Genomic DNA, 21,507 nt, shown 5'->3' on the forward strand with positions numbered 1-21,507 from the left:
TAAAAAAACTCAAAAAGTTCAAAATGAAAAAACAGATTGCAAATAAAAACAGTACAAGTAAGAATCAGATACCAGTTAAAAAGGCTCACGACAAAACAGGACCAAAAAAATTCAAAATCCTAGAGTTAAAGAACAATCTGACTCATAGTGCACATAAGGCTATGAGAAGAGAGCTTCCGAAGAGAATTGGCAAGTATATTAATACGTTAGTCAATTACAGTTATATATCCTTAGACTCAAAGGAAGACATCCCTTATCATGTTGCACTCGAAATTGAAAAGTATTTTTGCATACAGCCGGGCTCACTTAGCAATTTACCCATTCAGTAATGCTACCTTTGCAGTTCATAAGTAAATACAATCATTTCCGGTTTATCGGAAATGATTCAACATAGTGACCATGATAGCAATAGGACAATACAACGATTTAAGAATAATAAACAAAACAGAAGCCGGCCTTATTTTAACCGAGGGAGATAAAGAAGTATTACTTCCTTACAATGATGTTCCAAAGAACGCCGAAATAGGCGATAACATAACCGTATTCGTTTATGTTCATAAAGATGGCAGATTAATGGGTACAACTAAAAAGCCTTTGGCATGTGTGGGGGATTTTGCTTATCTAACTGTTGTTGATGACAGCGAAGACGGCGCTTTTATGGATTTGGGGCTTGATAAGGATATATATGTTCCTAAAAGAGAGCAGAAACGTCCGATGTTTAAAGGAGACCGCCATGTAGTTTATGTTTTTCTTGATGAAAGTAATGACCGTATGGTTGCATCTTCCAGGTTAACTAACTTTGTTGAAGAGGAAGATATAGATTTAGAAGAGGGCGATGAAGTGAGTTTACTTATAGTAGACCGTTCGGATCTTGGATATAATGCCATAGTTGATAATAAGTATATCGGGCTGCTGTACACTAACGAATTGTTTGATGTACTTAATCCTGGTGAACTAAGAAAAGGCTGGATTAAAAAGATCCGTGTTGAAGGTAAGATTGACTTAAGTCTGCAGCCAATGGGCTATGGCCATATTCTTGACACTAAGGACAGTGTACTGGAAGAATTAAAAGAAAGTGGCGGCGCAATTCCTTTAGGCGATAAAAGCACTCCAGAAGATATATATGCACGATTTAAAATCAGTAAAAATGCATTTAAGAAGGTAATTGGTGGGCTATATAAAGACCGCTTGATTACCATTTCAGATCATGAAATAAAGATACTGATTGATCACGAAGCAGAGTAAATAAAAAAGTCGTCATCTCGGCGATATAAGAGATGACGACTTTTTCATTTACTTTATGCTAAAAGTTAAATCCAATTGAAAAATAAGGCATAGTTGCTTCTCTTGAGAATCCCAGTGTTGCCTGTATCAAAAGTACTTCGCCAGGGAGCACATACAAGCCGCCGCCATAGCCATGATGCCATCTTGCAGATGACTCTCCCTTTTCCCATACCCTCCCTACATCGTTAAAACCAATCATCCCAACGGTTCCGGGAACCAGGTAGGAAGTGAAATTAAAGAGTTTTAACCTCATATCAAGGTTATGGTAAGCCATAGTTGTTCCTGTAAATCTTTTGCTGTTAAACCCTCTCAAACTATTAACACCGCCTATTTGCATATGCTGGAAGAAAGCCGGATCGCCCACAACAGTTCCTGCTCCTATTCTATTTGCAAATACTAAACCTGATTTCCCAGGATTAATGTAAAACCGGAATTCTGTGGTTACCGCCCCATAACGATCGTTGGTTTTATCAACCCGTTGCTGAGCGGTTAAAGATGTTTTCCAATACAACCCTTTTTTAGGATTTGCAATATTATCACGGCTATCGTAAGTCCATCCCGCTACAAAACCGGCATAGTACTTATCCGAAAATATTTCTTCTTCTGGATGAGCGGCATTATAATCATTAAAGAAACGTTCTTCGTTTCCAGATTCCGTACTTGTATAAAATGATCCCAATACTCCGCCTTCAATTTTCAGGTATTTGGTGAGCTTTCTACTCAGCCTTACATCCACATTTAAATAGTCGTAACGATTTCTGTAATAGGAAATTCCATCCTCTCTGTCTGATTCCTCATCATCATCGTTATCTAAATCGAGATATTGTGTATTGTTTCCAATTCCAAAGAAGTTACTCAAGTTGTTAGGCCCAAGCAGATTTGCATGCACCACAAGATCGTTATTACCTACTGCTTTCTTAAAATCACCAAGGTAGTCCAGAATAAATGATTTCCTACCAGTAGAGTAATTGGCCCAGAACTCATGTTTTGAAGCATAGGGTTCTTTTCTAAAGCCCTGTTTTTCTATGATGTAACCTAAACCAATCTGTACGCCCTGATCAATGTTATAATTAAAATTAAAAAGCGGTCCTGATCTATCGTATAAGAACGCATTATTATCAAACTTGTTTACCAGGGTATCATTTGCAAGACGCATCTTTGCCTTTGTTTTATTTGGCAATTCATTTGATTCATCAGTACGATCATAAATGAATGGCTTGTTTGAAACATCTTGTGCAATCTGGAACTTATCTGCATCGCTTCCTCCTATCATCCGTACTTTTATCTCAGTGTTCTCTTTTCCCCTTACAGAAAACACATCTTCACCTGCCATTCCAAACAGTCTAACCTCTTTGGTTACATTAGGATCAAATGTTCTTTTATATACCAGTCTTCCATTCTTACCCTCCTTATTGATATTATATACCGTAACTTCTACATTTCCGTTATCAGCATAATTAACATCAAAAAACTCTTTTTTATCCGAGGTCGGTACATCAACATTTATGGATAAAAATTTATAGTACTGTAAAGCAAGCGTATCCAGTTTATCTCTTCTTGAAATAAAGTGACCAATTAACTGATTACCACTAAGCTTAAATATTGTATCTGGCATTTGCCTGAAAGAGGTATTAATAAGTTCAGTAGTTAGTTCTCCTTGTACAAATTTAACTGCATCCTTCCAGTCCTGTTCGTTAAGCTCATTTAAAAAATACCGGTCAAAGTATCGCTCATTAAAGTTCCAATGATTTACATCTCTGATATTATCACTATAAGGCTGCAAATGAGATTTCAGCCACTGATGGTTAAGAATCCATGGAAATACCCCTGAAGTTTTGTAGAATACCTTATCTCTGTCTCTGGGAACAGGAATATAAGTAGTTTCTCCCTTTTCCTTCTGAGCTAGCCAACGCCAGTTATCTTCATGTCTGTCCCAATCTCCCAAAACAAAATCAAGTAACCTGGCCCTAAGTGTTAGCTTCTGGTCTGATGTATGGTCGTTGTCTTCCTGTATTTTTCGCTGTACTTTAGCTGTGTTATCTGTTTCTTCTTCAAAAGGCGACCTTGGCTCCAATAAGTAAGCGGCGTTTGCAAATTTTTCTCTGTACTCTCCTAGCCCCGGATCATCGGCTACATATACGATCTCTGGTTTAGAGTGGGCAAGCTCAAGTGCTTCTGCCAAAGGAGGAACAATTAAAGCCGCAAAAGGGTGATTAGTTGAAACCTGGTCCTGAGCAATATCTTTAGCTATAGTTGGCCTTAAACTTTCAGGCAAACCCTGTTCCGGATACTTTTGTATTGTTCTTAGCGCATATTCTCTGCCAGTTGGATCTACTAACCTTAAGGACCGGGTTTGCATACCCCCTCCAAGTTTAACGATCTTTAGCCCTCCTTTTTCTTTCTGAAGATCTATAATGCGGACTTTTACAGGAGTTGCCCATATTTTGCGATAACTTTCGCCTAGCCAAAACCGATGAAAGCCGCTTACGCTGTTATACTCGGGTGCGATAGCAACCGTAATGGAATCTGCCGGTTTCTGAGTCTGCCCTATCGCAGGGATAGACAAAGTAATAAAAACAGCACTTAAGAGCTTCTTTAGAGGGCGCATATTAGTTAATTATTCTTTTTAAGGTTACTCCTATCCTCAGCGCCTTTAATCCCTCTACACCTTGTAATTCTTCTATTTCTAAATATTCGAGATCATTGTTCAGTAAACCCACATTCTGCAGCTTTTTAATATAGCCAAGGTATTCTCTGGCTTCTGAACTGTTAAAATACACAATTGATATTTTACCCGGCTGTGTTAACCGCTCAGATGTGTCTTTGATATGAGCTTTATCAATTCGTTTTTTAACCATCTGATAGCGAATATTGTAACTACCCTCTACATCAAACCTTTGTTCATCAATCCTAAAACTCACATCAATAGGCTTATCGTAAACGAAAATAAGTTGTGTTGTTTCAAGAGGTAAAGAAAAATATGGACCTAAATTACTTGTTGTTTGAGCAATTTCAGCCAGTACCCTCAACTGTTTCAATCGGAATGTACCAAGTAAATCTTCAGACATGGGAATTTTAGGGGCAATAGATTGTCCCAGATAAATATCAAATTCAACGCCATCTGTTCTAAACTTCTCAAAATAGCTTGGATAAATATTCTGAATTTCGGTATTAAATTCATCAAGGTGACGTGTTACCGCAACATTTATCATTTGCATACTTTTTTCGTAGCGTTCTCTGTTTTCAAATACCTTTCCGTTAACACTTGTAAGCATAAAATATCTATCGATTATGCTTTTTATTTCTGGGTGTGTATCTCGCAGATGATTTAATGAGGTCGGTATCTGTCTTTGTAAGTAATCTTCTGTTTTTAAGATTTCCCGATCTGAAAGCTCATCAAGATCTTTATATTTCCAAATTGCTGCTTCATGAGGTATATCGCTTTCCTTACAAGCCGAAACCGTATTCCTCACAGCATTAAGTGTTTCTTCAAGAATTTCGAAATGAACGTACAGATCTCTCCTAATTGCTGCGTTACGCTGTATACTTGAATTTCTGATATCTACTGCTCCATAAAAGGGATATACATTTCTAAAGAAAATAGGCTCAATAGGCAGATTTCTGTCTCTCGCACCCGATTGTATGTAATTAAGCGCTGCTTCGTGGAAGCGCCACTGAACCGAAGGCTGCAAGGCAGTAAACTTATCTGTTATTACATCCTGAATTTCATTATTAAAATCTATAATTATGTTATGGAATAGCTGTGCCAATAAAGGAAATGCTGCCTCTATTTTTGTGAGGGTATTGCCGTTAAATTTGGTAGAATCTTTTGTATATAACTCAAGAGCCCCAACAAGTTTTCCATTATAAAACAACGGAAACAAGGCATAAGACTTAATGCCTACTTCATCTAACAGACTAAGCATAGGATAAACTTCAGGTTCTTCGTCTGCTATATCTGGAAAAATTAATGTTCTTGGATGGTCAAGATAGTCTTCAATAAGGCTGGAATATTCAGTATCATCCATACCCTTTTCTTTTGCCAATTGAACTACCTTACTTTGAAAACCTGATTGATCATTGATCAACAGTTTTTTGTTTAATTTAAGATAAGGCAGCATCCCAAAGTTTACTTCATCAGATCCTACAAGGGTTTTCAACGCAGTAGCTATATCCCTGCTATGTTGTCCGTTTTGAGATTCATTATGTTCAATAACTAGATTTTTGACTGTTTCAAGAGCATACTCATCTGTAACATCAGTTAAGGTTACAATGGATATCCCCTCAATACTAAAGATATCAGGTGGTATTAGTTTTGTTAATATCTTTAATGAGTTCCGCTCATCTTTAATATAATCCTTAACGTCCTTTAAATTATATTCAGGTAGTTTTGTTTTTGCCCTGATATCCAAAAACCTGGTATCCACATTTAAGCGATAATATTTCAGTAAATGAGTTTTAGGGTCTATAATAGACTTAATGGTGAATTTGTTATTGCTTAAAGAGAAGTTGTAAAATTTCTCCAGAATAAGATTATAAAAAGTAGCCAGAAGATTTTTATCCATTTCCTTTTTGGATGGCAAACTTAGGTCTGACTTTAAACTGCACATTGATGGTTCCATGAATACACTATAAAATGCATCAGTACCATAATGAAAACATGGAGAAATGGGTGTACCTATTGCCCAGAATTGTTGGCTTTCGTCATTAATAATGGGCGATAATGAGGTATAAATTAATTCAAAAAGCGCAGCATAATTTTTAGCGTTCTCTGGAGGTATCGGGCTCCTGAGCTCGGGGTAATGATTAAATTGCTCAAGGATATATCTGTAAAAGTTAATCTTAGCTGTTTTTTCCTTGTTCGCTCTTTTTTGAATATATTCAATAAACGGATTTAAGGACAATTTAATATCCGCACCTATCGGATGTTTTCCTGGTTCCTTTATTGTTTGATTTAGATTTAATGTTATTGATTGCATTGATCTATTCGTTACAGAACCTTAATAACAACATTAAAGCGCTGAAATAAATTCTTTAATATAAATAAAAATAACTTGTCAAAGGTAGCACCTGTATTTGCATAATAGGTAAAACCTAGGTAATTATTTAATCTGATTCTGTTTACCTCTTAAGGAGTATACTTGAATTTTATAATATTGCCATCTGTTAATTCATCTCCTTCATTAGAGATATAGAGATTAAGATCTTTATCAAATGCAATTCCTTCGGGCTGATTAAATATTGACGAGCTTAAATGGTGGGCAGCTTTTACTTTCCACTTATCATCAGTAATAACCAGTAGCTTACTTACCGATGAAATAATATACCATTCATTTGTTTTAGGGTTTTTAGCCATTGCTGAAGCCCGCAAATCGTTTTTAAATTTAGGATAAACAGCCTTAAGTTGTTTTAAATCAATCTTAAAACTACCTGAAGCAATTAATGTATCCTGAGCTGGTTGATAATCTAATATATACCCTGTTGCTTTTTTCGCTTTTTTATCCTCCGGGCAGTTTTTACACAAGATATATAACTTACTGGTAGCAGCATCGGCGTATAAGCTTTCATACTCCGCTTTTGGCACCAGGTGTTTTGTCTCTTTTACAAGGTCAGATTTTTCTTTAATTGCCTCAGAGAAAGGAAAAGAGTAAAGGGCGCCACTGCTTTTAAGGACAAAGACTCTATCATGAAATATGCTGACATCTTCATAATCTCCTCTGGAGCCAAATTTCATATTCTTTTGTTCCTTTACATCCCATTTTTGTCTGAACAATTTACCTTCTTCATCCTGAATGCTATAGATAGTATCGCTATTACTGTCGTGAAAGGCAATACCTGATATTTCAAGCAAACTCGATGGCATATTGAATTTATCAGGTTTAGTTAAATCATAACCCTTTGGGCTTGTATATTTCCCTAGGGGGCTTTTACATGCATATGTTCCAAAAAGAGCTAATAAAATAACAATACATAAACACTTAGAGTAGATTCGTTTCATAAATAATCGGGATTTATATTGTATCAGTATCTTTTAGAAATTTATAAATAGATTCCTGAGCGTTATCATGTAACTGTAAGTTAACTATTTTCATTATAGTTTCCTTCAACTTAGCATCATATATTGGGAAACATACTTCAATTCGGCTATAAATATTACGGTTCATCCAATCTGCAGATCCCATATATATGTCCTTATTCCCATTATTCTCAAAAATGAATATTCGACCATGTTCAAGGTAGCGGTCTACAATTCTGGTTACCGTAATGTTTTCACTTAATCCGGCTTGTCCGGGTATTAAACAACAGATTCCTCTTACAATAAGTTGCACTTTCACTCCCGCCTGTGATGCTTCATAAAGTTTAGAGATCAAGATCTTCTCTTCGAGATTATTTAATTTTATCGTAATTCCATTGGCTAACCCCGCTTTTGCATTTTCTATTTCTCTTTGTATAAGGCTAAGGAATTTTGGCTGTAAATTAAATTGAGCTACCAACAAATGCCTAAAATCTATTTGATCTTCTGGTCCGGGTGCCTTTTTATTTTTACTCAAAAACCCGAACAAGGATTCGAGCTCTTTAAGCATTGATTGATGGGAAGTAAGCAGAATTTGATCTGTATAAAACCTTGCCGTTGATTCATTTAAGTTCCCGGTAGCGAGCAAACCTACAAACTCTTCTTTCCCACTTATAACCCGCTTTACAAGAGCAACTTTTGCATGCACTTTTAAATCAATACTACTGTAAACAATCTTTACGCCTGCGGCTTTCATTTGTTTAGCCCATTTGATGTTATTAGCTTCATCAAATCTGGCTTTTAGCTCAACAAGTGCTACAACCTTTTTGCCATTTTTTGCAGCGGTCATCAATGCACTTACAATTCTGGAATTGTTTGCCACCCGGTAAAGTGTGGTGTAGATTTCCTGAACAAAAACATCGTTTGCGGCCTCATTAAAAAACCTAAGTATTGGGTCGTAACTCTGATATGGGACATTTACAAGTAGATCTTCTTTTAAGATCAGATTAAACAATGTATCTTTTTCCGGGATAAGAACAGAAGATACTGAAGGCCATTTTGGATAGCTGAACTCTGCTCCATTCAGTGGAAAACTATTCAGGTCTTTTAAATTGTGGTACCCTCCTCCTTCAACAACCGATGCATTACCTAGCTTTAAAGCATATATTAAGCGATATAAACTTCTTAAAGGAATTCCGGGTTCTATTAGAAAGCGCGTTGCAAAACCGAAATCACGGGTTTCCAGCTGACGTTCCAAGACAGTTGTAATATCTTCTTCTGTGGTATTACCAATCTTTAGTTCTGCGTCACGGGTAATTTTAAGATTGTATACTCCCGCTATTGTATCATTTGGAAAGAGGTATGACAAGTTATGTTTAATGATGTCTTCCAAAAAAACAACGTATTTATGTCCATCATTTTCTAAAGCATACAGGCGTTGTAAACTTTCTGATGGGACATTAATCAGCTCCAATCGTTCAGCACCAAGTGCATCTTTCAGAACAATCAACTGATAGAGCTTATTATTTTCGGCAAAAAAATCGGTAAGGTCCCTATCAATACAAATTGTATAAATGTAAGCCAGTACTTCGTTAAAGAATAGGTTTACAATTTGATCTGCTATTTGTGAAGGGATAGGTTTGTTATAAATCCAATGTATATCGTGACTGGTCAGTTGCGGCAGTATTTGGTCTGCAACGATTGCTCCAAATTTCCTTTGCTGCCTGTTAATTTCTGTTTTGGCGAGCTCATAGTTTCCCTGACCATCTATATTTTGTCGGTACTCATCAACAGCCATCAACACCGGCATCCTTACCCGATAAAATTCATCCAGATTAGAAGAATAAATAGAGAGAAACTTAATTCTTTCTAGAATTGGAACGGTATCCTTTGCTGCTTCCAGAAGCACCCTTTCATTAAACCCAAGCCAGCTTAGATCTCTGTTAAAAAAAACCGATTCCCCCATAAAGCTATTACATTGTTACCAGGGCAGATGCGATAATAAAGGCTAATACGGCTGCTACAATACCAAACATAAAAACATTGTAAGCAATTCTTAACAACCTGTATTTACGACCTAAAACCACACCCTGGGCGTACACGTCTTTTATCAGACTACCGTATAAGAAATCACGATCATCCATCATTTTAATCATTCCGCTTTCATAATCCGGCAAACTCATCCGGTAGAAATTACCAAAAAACAGCAGGTTCACCCGTTTTTCCTTAATGTCGTCTGGTGTAAATACACCCGTCGGAATTGAGGGTCTGGTGGCAAGTATAGAAAACACCATAGTAACCACGCAAATGATCAGCAAAAGTAGTGTTGGAATAATCAAATGAGGGTTATCTTCAAGTTTACGCAACAGCACACTTAAAATAACCGAAAGGATAATTGAATTGGTAGAGATCATTATATGAGCCTTATTATCGGCCATATCGCTTAAGCGCTGATGGTTTGTAGAGGTAATCCTGAACATAGTTTCAATACCACGTCCTGGTTTATCACTTTTATTCTTTTTATCTCCTTTTGTTTCTTTTTCTTTAGAGTCTTCCATTTTAGAAACTTCCGTTATTTCCACGTTTTGTTCTTTTATGAGTTTATTTTCCAGTTCTGCAAGATTTTCTGCCTTTTTAGCATTTAGCAGTTGCTGGCAGAATTCCGTATGGTAATGGTGCGCTTTAAATAACGCTATTGTTTTAATTCGCCAGTTAGTCTTATCAATTTTATGCTTAACAAATGCTTCGGCTTCTTTACGCATTAACCTATTGCGTTCTTTAAACCTATCGCTTCCCAGATGAAAAAGATCTGCATCACAAACAATCTGCTGTAGTAGTCCTCCAGGGTTTTGAGGCATTTTGGTAGCCATAATACAACCCTTCACCTGATCAATTATTTCTGGAGAAACATCTTTATCAGATAGAAAATCATTGGCTAAACCTGCCCCTTTGATTTCATGCTGGGTGCAATCAAAAAAATATCCCATGTCGTGAAACCAACTTGCGGCAACAACAATAAAGAAATCCTGGTCGGATAGCTGGTAGTGGTTAGCAATTCTAACTACGTTTTCTACAACCTGCTCCGTATGATGTAAATTATGATAAATGAATCGTTCGTCTTCGTGGGACTGAAACAAACTTGCAACATGCGCTCTAAGCAGATCTAATAATTCCCGGTATTGCATTTTTCAGTAGTTAGTAGGTACTTTATTAATTGTATAAATATGGTGTAAGTATATCTAATCTGCAAATTTTAGTTTGGCCTTCATCAGAAAAACATTATAAGGTTTCCACATAGACATCAGAAAATAAAATTCATCACTATTCTCATTTGCAGGATGCATAAATGCGCCATACAATCCCGGATACTCTGTTGCTTTTACCAATGTTTTCTCGGAGCTCCAGGGTCCTGTAATGTTTTCAGCATCTCTCAATACAATTTCGGCTTTCTTTTCATTTAAATAGGTGATTATCCATCGCTTAAACTTTTTATTATATGTCAGCGAAAGTTCGCCTAAAGGTGCATCAATTATCACATCAGCACTCATCTCATCATTTTTAACCCAGCCCTTTGTGTTGCTCCAGTATTCGTAAGTGGCCTGCTTTAATATATCGCTTTCCTTGAAACGGGCAAGGTGAGCTGATCCCCATCGACCCGGAACCGTACCTATCATATACACAAAGCCGTCTTTTTTAGCGTATGTAACCTGTGCAAAATTACTTAATGCTCCAAAGCGTATCTCATTGCATTTAATCCAATTCTTGCCATTATTAGCAGATTTGTATAAGCCAGAATAATTTGTAGTCCAGCTTCCAATACTACCCCATTTCCTGACATCCATATAATGAACATAATCTGTGCCGGCAGCGTGTATTGCAGCAGTTGGAATAGTTGTATGACTGCCTGTACCATCTGTAATATGCGGACTTGGAACAATCTGATGGGCTACCATATCATCAAAGGTAAGCCCATCTTCCAGGTTTTTATCAGTCGATAATCCCAATACGTTGGACCGCCAGTTGCCAGCTTTGCCTGGTCCACCTTCTTTTACCACTATAAAATCATTACCATAAGTATCACCAAAAAAGAACCCTACTTTTCCGTTTCCCATTTTCCAGGCTATACCTAAATCTGTACCTCCTACATCGTAAAGCTCATTTGTTTTATTCGGATTTGGTAACGTTTCTCCCGAAATGGATTTGCCGGTTACGCGCGCCAAACGCTCCAAATTAAATGGAATAATATCTCTTTTTGCTGCTATAAACGCGTAAAATGATCCGAAAAGTAAAATTCCAGATAGCGCAAGTATTCCGTTTCTGATGTACTTATTTTTTAACATATATCTATTAACCTAATAATCCCAATAAATCTTTTTTTGTCAGTGTCTTAAATATCGACTCTTCTGTTTTTATCAAATCTGTAGCCAGATCTTTCTTGCTATCCTGCATCTTCATAATCTTTTCTTCAATTGTATCAGGACAAATTAACCTTACTGCCACAACATTTTTTTGTTGTCCGATGCGATAACTCCTATCTATCGCCTGATTTTCAACTGCCGGGTTCCACCAAGGATCGATCAGATAAACATAATCGGCCTGAGTTAGATTCAAGCCTGTCCCCCCTGCCTTCAGACTAATTAGAAAAACACGAATATTTGGGTTATCCTGAAAAGAGCCAACCACGGCGGATCTGTTTCTGGTTTGACCTGTCAAATATTCAAAACCAATATTTCTATCGATAAGCTCTTGCTTTACCAGATCAAGCATCGTTACAAACTGAGAAAACACAAGGATCTTATGATGAGGAGACTTATTTTCTATCTGTTCAATTAGCACTTCCAGTTTAGAAGAAGTATTTTCATGCTTACCTTCTTTTAGAATTGCCGGTGAATTACATATCTGTCTTAGTTTGGTAATTCCCTGTAAAACATGCATACTACTCTTGGCAAGCTCATCTTCTGATTTACCTATCAGATAGTCGCGAATTTCTTCCTTATTGGCTTCGTAAATATCACGCTGCTCTGCTCCCATTTCACAGTATATTACCATTTCGGTTTTATCTGGCAGTTCCTTGGCTACCTGCTCTTTTGTGCGCCTAAGTATAAATGGATTAATCTTTTTTTGTAACTCAAGAGCACTTCTGTTATTTTTAAATTGATCTATCGGCACTGAATAAAGTCTCTTAAACTGCTGTTTTGTGCCAAGCAAGCCAGGGCAGGCAAAGGACAACTGGCCATATAAATCAAAGGTATTGTTCTCTATCGGCGTTCCTGTAAGCACAACTTTGTTTCTCGATCTCAACAAGCGAACGGCTTTATAACGTTGCGATTCGGGATTCTTGATTGTTTGTGATTCATCAAGAAAAATATAGTTAAACCTATATTCTTTAAGGAACCTGATGTCAGCCAATAACGTTCCGTACGAAGTTAAAATGATCTCAAAATTATCAAAATCATGAACTACTTTGGCTCGGTCTGAACCATATACGATCCGTATTTTTATGGACGGGGCAAACTTTTCTACTTCCTGTTGCCAGTTAAAAATAAGTGAGGCTGGAACTACAACTAAGTTGGTATTGTGATGGCCTTTCTCCCTCTGTGAAAGGATGAATGCGAGTACCTGGATAGTTTTACCCAATCCCATATCGTCTGCCAAACAAGCTCCGAAATTAAAACCATCTAAAAAATTCAACCAGTTTAAGCCTTCTCTCTGATACTCACGGAGTGTGGCATTAAGTCCTGAAGGAACATTCACTTCTTTAATAGACTCAAAATCAGACAATTTAGAGCGATAAAGTTTCATTTCATCTTTAACAACTTCATCTAGATGCTCCAGTTCATACAACTCGCCAACCGAAGCATAATTAATTTTTGAGGTACGAATAGTTTCTTCCACTACCTCTCCTGCACTAAAGTAGCCCGTAAACTTTTCAATCCATTCGTCAGGCAATATCCCTAGCGTCCCATCATCCAATTGAACAAATTTACTTTTGTTACGGATGGAGCGGTGCAGGTGTTTTAATGAGACCGCCTGCTTATCAAATTTAACTTTTACGGAGGTTTCAAACCAATCTATGCCACTGATCACGTTAATGGAAATATCCGCTTTATATGGATTTAAGTTACTGTTCTTTAGTTCATTAAAACCAAGAATTGTTATCCCCTTGTTTCGCCATGCCTCAAAAGCATTCAAGAACCAGTTGTCTTCTATAAATCTCTTTTTATGGAGGTAAAAGCAGTCTGCATGTGCTTGCTCGGGCAATTCCTGTACCTGTTCATAAAAGAACGGATGCTCTCTTGAGATATTAGATATAAACTGGAACTCTGTATCCTCATCTCTATTTAATGTAAATATGTTTCCTCTTTTGTCTTTAGCTCTAATTTGCTTTTTAGAAAGTATCGGAATTTCCAGACTGCCATACCTGATAACAGGTGTAATCAATACAAAATCTTCTGATTCGGACAAATAGATGATCTGTTCATTATCAAGATCGAATCCCTTTTCTTCTATTTGCTTTTTGGTAGCTGTTTTTAAATAAGAATAACTGATCTTAACCTTATCCTCTAGTTTAGAAAGTATGTTTTCCTGAAACAATTCAAATTCTGATCGGTGTACTACTATAATATCATTATGTTGTTTAAAAAATGCCAGCACGCTCAGGAAGTATTGATTATTTATCAGATAAAGTGTATTGCTTAATTGAATAAAATAATGATATTTTACTTTAAGCATATCCAAAGAGAAAGGCTTATTTTCTAGCATTAGCTTGGCCGAAACCTCAAAAAAATCCCCTTTTTCATCTACAGTTAAAGTAAGATCAACCTTTAAAACCTTTAGCTGCCCCGGTATAATAGATGATGCGGTAATATTCGTTGAAACTTTATCGTCATGAAGGTATACATCCAATCCCAGTGGATTTTTAGCCAGTGCTTTAAGCCCTTCCAGATCAGATTCTGATTTACCTGCATCATAGTTGTTTCTAAACTTTGAAATGCCGGTATAAAACTTCAGTTCCTCCTGACTTTCTGTTTTCCAGATCATGTCAGTCGGGTCAATAAAAGTAAGTGGGTTTTTAGGTTTGCCGTTTAAAGTGATTTCAGCTTCTGCAAGTTCTACTACCAGATGTCTGTAAAAACGATGCTGACTAAATATCAATATCATTTTAGTATTGCCCTTTGTTTCAGATACAGGAAGCTTAACACTTTGCTTGGCATTTAAAATCGGCTTCAGCGTAGAGAAGTCAAAATTTTCCGAGTTGTATCCTTCTTTTTCCGTCATTCAGTAATGTAATAGCGATGTGCTAAAGATAACAATAAAATTAAGGGTGTTGGGTCATTAAATGAATTGATACTGTTAGTGAAAGTTTTATATTTATAATCAAGAATGCCCTAATATGAAGAAAATACTGGTAAAGATTGGTTTAGGTTTAGTAGCTATTGCAATTTGCGCCTTTTTAGCATTTAAATTTACGCCATGGCCTTCTGCATTTTTAATCAGGTATGTTTTTAATAAAGAAGCTGTTAGGGTAAACGAAGCATTAGGCAAACATGTACCATCAGGAATAACCTCACTAATTGACCTGCAATATAAGGTAGCTGATAAAGATGCTAAGCTTGATGTTTATTACCCATCTGCCAATCAGAACTATACAAAAACTTTGCCTGTGATTGTATGGGTTCATGGGGGTGGTTGGATTTCGGGTAACAAAGCACACATAGGCAATTACTGCAAAATATTAGCTTCAAAAGGGTTTGTTGCCGTTTCTATTGATTATTCAATAGCTCCCGAAAAAAAATATCCAACACCTGTTATACAAAGTAATGCCTCGCTGGCCTATTTATTGACTAATTCGACAAAACTCCACATAGACACAACAAATTTTATACTGGCAGGCGACTCTGGTGGCGCACATATTGTTGCCCAATTGGCTAATGTAATTACAGACCCTGGGTATGCCCACTTAATGAATATAACCCCTTCTATTGGTAAAAACCAGCTTTCTGGATTACTTTTATATTGCGGCCCCTATGATGCACAAAGCATTAACCAGAATGGAAGTTTCGGGACGTTTATTAAAACAGTACTCTGGTCTTACAGTGGTGAAAAGGATTTTCTGGCTTCTGAAAAATTCAAAACTGCCTCAGTTATAGATTACGTTACAAGCAAGTTCCCAGCTTCTTTCATTTCAGCCGGGAATGATGACCCTTTACTTCCTCAATCACTGGCTATGGCCAGGAAACTTAAAAGCTTAAACGTAAAGGTTGACACTCTGTTCTTTAAAGCTGATTACAGTCCTAAATTGCCGCACGAATATCAATTTAACTTGGGTAAAAGTGCAGGTAAACTTGCACTTAAAAGGAGTGTAACATTCCTACAAAGCATTACACGTTAAGCCTTTTCCAGATATTTAATTACGGCCATAAGATCCTGATCGCCAAGACCTCCTTCATTCATTGCTGCACTAAAGGTATTCAACAGCGGAACTGATAGTGGCGAAGAAAGACCAGCTTCTTTTGCCAACTTTAAATCTTTAACAATATATTTAAGCGCAAAGGCTGCTGGATAACTGTTATTTAAAACCGATGGCGTTTTAATTTTGATAATTCCATTTCCGCATGCCCCTTCATTTATAATGGTTAACATATTTTCTTTGCTTATTCCATTTTGTTCGGCAAAAAGAACAGTCTCAGCAAGTGCTTGTATATTGATACCAAGCAGGTAATTGATTGCCAGCTTTGCCGAACTGCCTGCTCCCGCCGGACCTAAGTATAAAGAAAGTTTCCCCAGTACATCAAAAAGAGGTTTTGCCTTATCATAGTTCTCAGCACTACCGCCAACCAGAATAATCAATGTTCCATCCCGGGCTGGCTTTACACTTCCAGAAACCGGAGCCTCAATAAAATTCATCTTGTGCTTTTCAGAAAGAGCAGATAAATATTTTGATGTTTCTGGAGCAACGGTACTCATATCAATCAACAATTTACCTGAGTTTTCTCCAGATAGCAGTCCGTTGGTTTCATTATAAACTCCCTTTACCGCATGATCATCAGATAACATGGTAAAAACAACATCACAAGAATCAACCAGTTCACGAAGATCCTTAGCCGATTGCGCCCCTGCGTTTGTCAATTCCTTTTCTTTATCCTTGCTCCTGTTGTAAACTTGTACTTCGTATCCTGCGCTCAGCAAGTTTGCAGCCATAGCGCTGCCCATATTGCCAAGCCCAGCCCAGCCAATCTTCAAATTATTCATAGTTTTTATTTAATTAGTTTGGCAACGGCCTAACCTTGATATCTTTATAAAAGATCACACTACCCGGATCATGTCCCTGTAAGGCAAAGGTGCCTTCAGAAATAGCTTTACCTCCAACATTTTCCTTTGCAACATTATCAGGCTCAGTATATTCAACAACTGTTTTTCCGTTTATTTTTATGATAACGTTTTTATCTTTAACCATGATATATTCTTCATACCATTCATTGTCTTTCACATAAGTTTCTTTCACATCCTGAACCGCATATAAGCTTCCTGTTCTTCGCCAATCACTATGTGAGTTGTTTACCTGAACTTCGTGGCCTTTACCCGGGAACCCCTCCTGCTGGAAAGCAGTATGGAAATAAATTCCTGAATTTGCACCAGGCTTAGTCATTACCTGTGCTTTAAATTCAAAATTTTTAAAATTATGATTACTTACTGAACCATCATAAAATAAATGAGAAACAGGCCCGGCCACCTTTATGGCACCATTCTCTATACTAAATGTTTCGGGATTTTGATTTTTTTTCCATCCGTTAAAAGTTTTGCCATCAAACAAACTAATCCAGCCGTCTGATTTCCGTTGCTTAACGCTGGAACAAGAAAATAAAAAAATGGAGAGAGAACACAACACAAAGAATTTTTTCATTGCCGTATAATTTTAGATTAAGTAATATAGGTGTATTTTGTTAGTTTCTATCTCTACTATTTACAAAAAGCAAAATATAATACAGTAAGGTAGCTATAGAACTTATTGCAGCGACAACATAAGTTCTTGCTGCCCATTTTAATGCATCAGCCGCTTTATCATACTCGTAAGGTGTAGTAATATGATTATTTTCAAGCCATTTTAATGCACGGTTGCTTGCATCATATTCAACAGGAAGTGTGATAATTGTAAAGACTGTTGTGATGGCAAACAAAACGATTCCCACAAGTAAAATAGTCGGATTAGCACGACCTATTAAAAAACCCAGGCCCGCAAGTATTACCCATTGAGAAAGCTGAGTGCTTATATTCACGAGGGGAACAATAGCGCTTCTAAATGTAAGCATACTATACGCTGTAGCATGTTGAACGGCATGACCACATTCGTGTGCCGCCACAGCCGCAGCGGATATACTTCTGCCCTCAAAAACATCAGGGCTCAGGTTTACCGTCTTATCATCCGGATTATAATGGTCGCTTAAATGTCCAGGTGTGGAGATGACCCGAACATCATGAATACCATTATCAGAAAGCATTTTTTCGGCGATCTCGCTACCACTCATGCCATTGGCAAGTCCAATCTCACTATATTCTTTAAATTTGCTTTTAAGTCTGTTGCTAACAATAAGACCTACGACAAACATAATTCCTGCTATCAGGTAATATCCCATTAACCCCATGTCTTTAAACTTTTTATTTAGTTATTAAACAAACTTGTATAAATAACAATTTAGATTCAAATTGGTTCTTGGTAGCACTTGCCAGCTTCAATTTCATTTATGCTTTTCAAAAATCTGTTCTAATTCTGCTACCGACTCATGAAGTAAATCAGCTGTCGCCAGAGCAATTACTGCCTTACTAATATGAAGCAAGTTTATTTCATGAACTAATCTTAAAATTTCATCTTGTCTAAATTCGAGACGAGCTTTAAACTCAATTAAATCATTTTCTAGTTCTACGTTTACCATAAGAGTTAGATGCTAGTTCAGAGAAAGCAAAAATATTTATTTTAATGAGCAAATAATCATGACATAAAGATAAAAAATTATCGATATATTCTACAAAATTATCATAAAAATCATACCATTTCAGTTAAGGCCAGCAATAGCCAGCCCTAACAGAATTAAATAAACTCAGAAGATTTTCTATCTTTTATATTCTGCCAATAAGATATCCATGTCTCCCAGTAACTTCTTTACATCAGCATCATCAGTGCCGTCGTAAACACCTCTTATGCGCTTCTCTTTATCTACAAGTGTCAAATATCCTCCATGAACAAAACCACCCGGAGCGGCTTTATCTTCTTGTGCAGCGGCCAGATAATTGCGTTCAGCAAGGGTATAGATTTCGTCCCTCGACCCCCATAAGTATTCCCATTGCGTTCCCTTAACTCCAAGTTTATCAGCATATGCTTTCATTCTTGAAGGTGTATCATACTTTACATCTATGGTATGGGAAGCAAGTTTTACTTCCGGGTTTCCTTCGTACTTCTTGTAGATCTTAAACAGATTACGGTGCATAATAGGACAGATTGTAGGGCAAGAGGTAAAAAAGAAATCGGCAACGTAAATTGTTCCATCGAAATTCTTTTGAGTTACAACAGCACTGTCCTGATTCAATAACTTAAATGATGGAATAGTTCTAAATGCCGTATCAGCAACAGTTTTTCCATCAACCACCTTTTCGGAAATTTCCATTTGTAAAAAAGGGAGTCGTTTAGTCTCATTCTTACAGCCTAAAGCAAAAAGGCTAATCATTAAAGCCACAAAACGCAAATTCCTCATTACTTCTTAAATTTACTCAGGTAATCATCAGACAATTTAATTTCCTGCTTATACAAGCTATCAATAATCTCTATTTTCTTCCGCTCATCTTGAAAATACTGAACTGCGACTTCATTTGATTTGCCAGTTACATCAGGCTCAAATTTGTGCATCCAATCGTTCATCTGATCTTCAGCCTTACTTAAATCATTTACCATAGCTATTATGACTTGTTTTTCTTTTGCCGTATCAACATCAGGAAACTTAATCTTTAACCCACTAAGATTCTTCAACAAAGTATCAAGTTTCATCTGGTTATTGACAAGTGCACTATGATCGCCCATTACTACATCATGAAACTTCATTACTTCATCACGAACAGCTTTATAATCTTTTGTACCATTCTTTTGCTGCGTGCATGCAGCAGCAACTAGCGCTATAAAAGCGACAAAAATTATTTTCTTCATTTTTAAATATTAAAATATATAAATCACTTATAAGTGACGCACAAAATTTCTGCGCCAAACTCAGGGGCAACAAACCTGTCTGCGCCAAACTTGTCTACATCCTGTTTCCTTGTAAATTCGCCTTCTCAGAAAAGGCCTCGGAATCATTGCGCTTGTTCAGCGCATTTACTCCAATCTTTGAAGAGATCGGTTAATTTAGTTGTGGCGGATGGAATATAGAATTTTTAATACTTCGCGGTATTCCCGTAGAAAAAGGAATATGGAATTTGATTTCCGCTAATGAATATTGCTTAAAAACCAGAGGCTTAACAATTAAAGCATCTTGTATCTGTGTTTTCTGCGACTGCCGCTCCTGCTTTTGCTCTTTGTCTTGTGCCTGTTTTAATTTCTTCATTAAATAGCACTTGCCATTACAATGCATTTGAGGTTTGTCTCTATTTTCACATAGTTCGGCAGCAATATATTTCTGATTAACTTCAAAACCCATAAACACAAATAGATTTGAGCAGTTTGCACTGAACAAACTAAACAAAAGTAATATGGTTATGGGTTTTAATAGCATTACGCGACAAATGTAAGCATCATAAATGACGATTCATTTACCTACTTTAATATTGAGGTTGGTTTTTTATTCTCGTCTATCGCTACAAACGAAAACTCTCCGGTTACGGCTCTTTCTCTATGCTCAGAATACATCTGTTCAATAAAAATCTCTACACTAACTTTAAGGCTTGTATTACCAATATGACTTACCCTACCTATCAGTTCCACAATTGTGCCGGCAGGAATTGGTTTCTTAAAATCTATCCTGTCACTACTTACAGTTACCATAATTTGTCTGCTAAAACGGGTAGCGGTAATAAAAGCTACCTCATCCATCATATGCATAGCAGTACCACCAAATAATGTATCGTAATGATTGGTTGTATTTGGAAAAACGGCTTTGAAAATTCTAGTCTCCGAAGCCGTAATTTTATCTTCTAATGTCATTAAATTGATTGTTTATTTCTTAGGTTACCCCATTTCAAATAAGTTGCGCCCCATGAAAAACCGGCACCAAATGCGGTTAACATCAATTTGTCGCCATACTTGAAATCATCTTTAAAGTCCCATAAACATAAAGGAATAGTTGCTGCAGTTGTGTTACCGTATCTATCAATATTAACCTTAACCTGATCTTCAGATAATCCAAGATAATCACCTACAGATTGGATAATCCTTAAATTAGCCTGGTGAGGGATAAGGTAATTGATTTGTGAACTCTCTAGATCGTTAGATTTCAAAACCTTGTTACAAGTATCTGTCATACCCTGAATTGCCGCTTTAAATACAACACGGCCATCCTGACGCACGTAATGTAATTTATCATCAAGTGTTTGCTGAGATGCAGGGAATTTAGATCCTCCTGCAGTAACAATCAGATTTTCCTTACCACTACCATCAGTTCTAAAATAGCTATCCATTAAACCTACAGGTTCTTCAGTTTGCTCTAATAAAACCGCTCCCGCACCATCTCCAAAAAGAATGCAGGTATTACGATCGGCATAGTTTATTATCGAACTATTTTTATCAGCACCAATAACAACTACTTTTTTACAACGACCACTCTCAATCATACTTGCACCAAGCGTTAGTGCATATAAAAAACCGCTACAAGCTGCGTTAGTATCAATACCCCATGCATTTTTTAGACCTGCCTTTTCACAAACCATACTCCCGGTTGATACCATTACGTAATCTGGTGTTGAAGTGGAGACAATTACACAATCAATTTCATCTGGATCTACATTTCCTTCTTCCATCAATCTATTCAAGGCATAAGTAGCCATGTCGGATGTAGCAATATTTGGATCATTTACTATTCTTCTCTCCTTTATCCCGGTCCTGGCAACAATCCACTCGTTATTGGTATCTACCATCTTTTCAAGGTCATGGTTACTTAAAATAGTGTCCGGAACATAACCCCCAACCGCGGTAATCACCGCATTTTTCCTTATTCTCATTTATGTTTATGTAA

19 protein-coding genes are annotated in these 21,507 nt (G+C 36.9%); 3 read left to right on the plus strand and 16 right to left on the minus strand.

What is annotated here, in order from left to right; translation table 11 throughout:
* Positions 1-23 precede the first annotated feature (23 nt).
* Together N824_RS15430 and N824_RS15435 are read left to right on the plus strand one after the other, a co-directional pair.
* Complete coding sequence (locus tag N824_RS15430; RefSeq protein ID WP_048906061.1) at positions 24-329, plus strand: hypothetical protein; 306 nt, start codon at positions 24-26, stop codon at positions 327-329.
* A 70-nt stretch (positions 330-399) separates the two neighbouring features.
* Positions 400-1,245 carry a S1 RNA-binding domain-containing protein gene (locus N824_RS15435; RefSeq protein ID WP_048906062.1) on the plus strand — a complete coding sequence of 282 codons (846 nt, stop codon included), beginning with the start codon at positions 400-402 and terminating at the stop codon, positions 1,243-1,245.
* Between the two features lie 58 nt (positions 1,246-1,303).
* Here N824_RS15435 and N824_RS15440 read toward each other — a convergent pair whose 3' ends face one another.
* From N824_RS15440 to N824_RS15470, 7 genes are all read right to left on the minus strand, one after another.
* On the minus strand, positions 1,304-3,892 hold the full coding sequence (locus tag N824_RS15440; protein WP_048906063.1) for a BamA/TamA family outer membrane protein: 2,589 nt from the start codon (positions 3,890-3,892) through the stop codon (positions 1,304-1,306).
* Position 3,893: 1 nt separating this feature from the next.
* Positions 3,894-6,263 (minus strand): GAF domain-containing protein, encoded by a 2,370-nt coding sequence (locus tag N824_RS15445; protein ID WP_048906064.1) that lies wholly within the window; start codon positions 6,261-6,263, stop codon positions 3,894-3,896.
* A gap of 149 nt (positions 6,264-6,412) precedes the next feature.
* The gene (locus tag N824_RS15450; protein ID WP_048906065.1) at positions 6,413-7,282 is read right to left on the minus strand and encodes an SdiA-regulated domain-containing protein; all 870 of its coding nucleotides are present in this window, start codon (positions 7,280-7,282) and stop codon (positions 6,413-6,415) included.
* Between the two features lie 13 nt (positions 7,283-7,295).
* Complete coding sequence (ppk1, locus tag N824_RS15455) at positions 7,296-9,263, minus strand: polyphosphate kinase 1 (protein ID WP_048906066.1); 1,968 nt, start codon at positions 9,261-9,263, stop codon at positions 7,296-7,298.
* A gap of 7 nt (positions 9,264-9,270) precedes the next feature.
* The gene (locus N824_RS15460) at positions 9,271-10,482 is read right to left on the minus strand and encodes a Pycsar system effector family protein (protein ID WP_048906067.1); all 1,212 of its coding nucleotides are present in this window, start codon (positions 10,480-10,482) and stop codon (positions 9,271-9,273) included.
* Positions 10,483-10,536: 54 nt separating this feature from the next.
* Entirely contained in the window at positions 10,537-11,637 is a 1,101-nt protein-coding gene (locus N824_RS15465; RefSeq protein WP_048906068.1) for a DUF4185 domain-containing protein, read from the minus strand.
* Between the two features lie 7 nt (positions 11,638-11,644).
* Entirely contained in the window at positions 11,645-14,575 is a 2,931-nt protein-coding gene (locus N824_RS15470; protein ID WP_048906069.1) for a DEAD/DEAH box helicase, read from the minus strand.
* A gap of 115 nt (positions 14,576-14,690) precedes the next feature.
* Between N824_RS15470 and N824_RS15475 the strand changes: the two genes are divergently transcribed.
* The gene (locus N824_RS15475) at positions 14,691-15,689 is read left to right on the plus strand and encodes an alpha/beta hydrolase (RefSeq protein WP_048906070.1); all 999 of its coding nucleotides are present in this window, start codon (positions 14,691-14,693) and stop codon (positions 15,687-15,689) included.
* Here the strand turns inward: N824_RS15475 and N824_RS15480 are convergent.
* The 9 genes from N824_RS15480 to N824_RS15520 form a co-directional block, all read right to left on the minus strand.
* The gene (locus N824_RS15480) at positions 15,686-16,549 is read right to left on the minus strand and encodes an NAD(P)-dependent oxidoreductase (protein ID WP_084498353.1); all 864 of its coding nucleotides are present in this window, start codon (positions 16,547-16,549) and stop codon (positions 15,686-15,688) included. The two genes, N824_RS15475 and N824_RS15480, sit on opposite strands and share 4 nt — an antisense overlap.
* 13 nt (positions 16,550-16,562) lie before the next feature.
* Positions 16,563-17,201, minus strand: a complete 639-nt coding sequence (locus N824_RS15485) for a DUF1080 domain-containing protein (protein WP_048906071.1) — start codon at positions 17,199-17,201, stop codon at positions 16,563-16,565.
* A gap of 40 nt (positions 17,202-17,241) precedes the next feature.
* On the minus strand, positions 17,242-17,940 hold the full coding sequence (locus N824_RS15490; RefSeq protein ID WP_048906072.1) for a zinc metallopeptidase: 699 nt from the start codon (positions 17,938-17,940) through the stop codon (positions 17,242-17,244).
* 93 nt (positions 17,941-18,033) lie between these two features.
* The gene (locus N824_RS15495) at positions 18,034-18,228 is read right to left on the minus strand and encodes a hypothetical protein (protein ID WP_048906073.1); all 195 of its coding nucleotides are present in this window, start codon (positions 18,226-18,228) and stop codon (positions 18,034-18,036) included.
* 177 nt (positions 18,229-18,405) lie between these two features.
* A complete protein-coding gene (locus N824_RS15500; RefSeq protein ID WP_048906074.1) occupies positions 18,406-19,044 on the minus strand; it encodes an SCO family protein in 639 nt (212 codons plus the stop codon).
* Positions 19,044-19,490: a hypothetical protein gene (locus N824_RS15505; protein ID WP_048906075.1), complete on the minus strand. Its 447-nt coding sequence runs from the start codon at positions 19,488-19,490 to the stop codon at positions 19,044-19,046. Before N824_RS15505 ends, N824_RS15500 begins: the two co-directional genes overlap by 1 nt.
* 190 nt (positions 19,491-19,680) lie before the next feature.
* On the minus strand, positions 19,681-19,884 hold the full coding sequence (locus tag N824_RS34315; protein WP_235207141.1) for a hypothetical protein: 204 nt from the start codon (positions 19,882-19,884) through the stop codon (positions 19,681-19,683).
* Between the two features lie 209 nt (positions 19,885-20,093).
* Positions 20,094-20,480: an acyl-CoA thioesterase gene (locus N824_RS15515; protein WP_048906077.1), complete on the minus strand. Its 387-nt coding sequence runs from the start codon at positions 20,478-20,480 to the stop codon at positions 20,094-20,096.
* Positions 20,480-21,493: a beta-ketoacyl-ACP synthase III gene (locus N824_RS15520; RefSeq protein WP_048906078.1), complete on the minus strand. Its 1,014-nt coding sequence runs from the start codon at positions 21,491-21,493 to the stop codon at positions 20,480-20,482. The genes N824_RS15515 and N824_RS15520 overlap by 1 nt, the downstream gene beginning before the upstream one ends.
* Positions 21,494-21,507: the final 14 nt, after the last annotated feature.

The sequence above is a fragment of the Pedobacter sp. V48 genome (assembly GCF_000523515.1).
Lineage (GTDB): Bacteria > Bacteroidota > Bacteroidia > Sphingobacteriales > Sphingobacteriaceae > Pedobacter.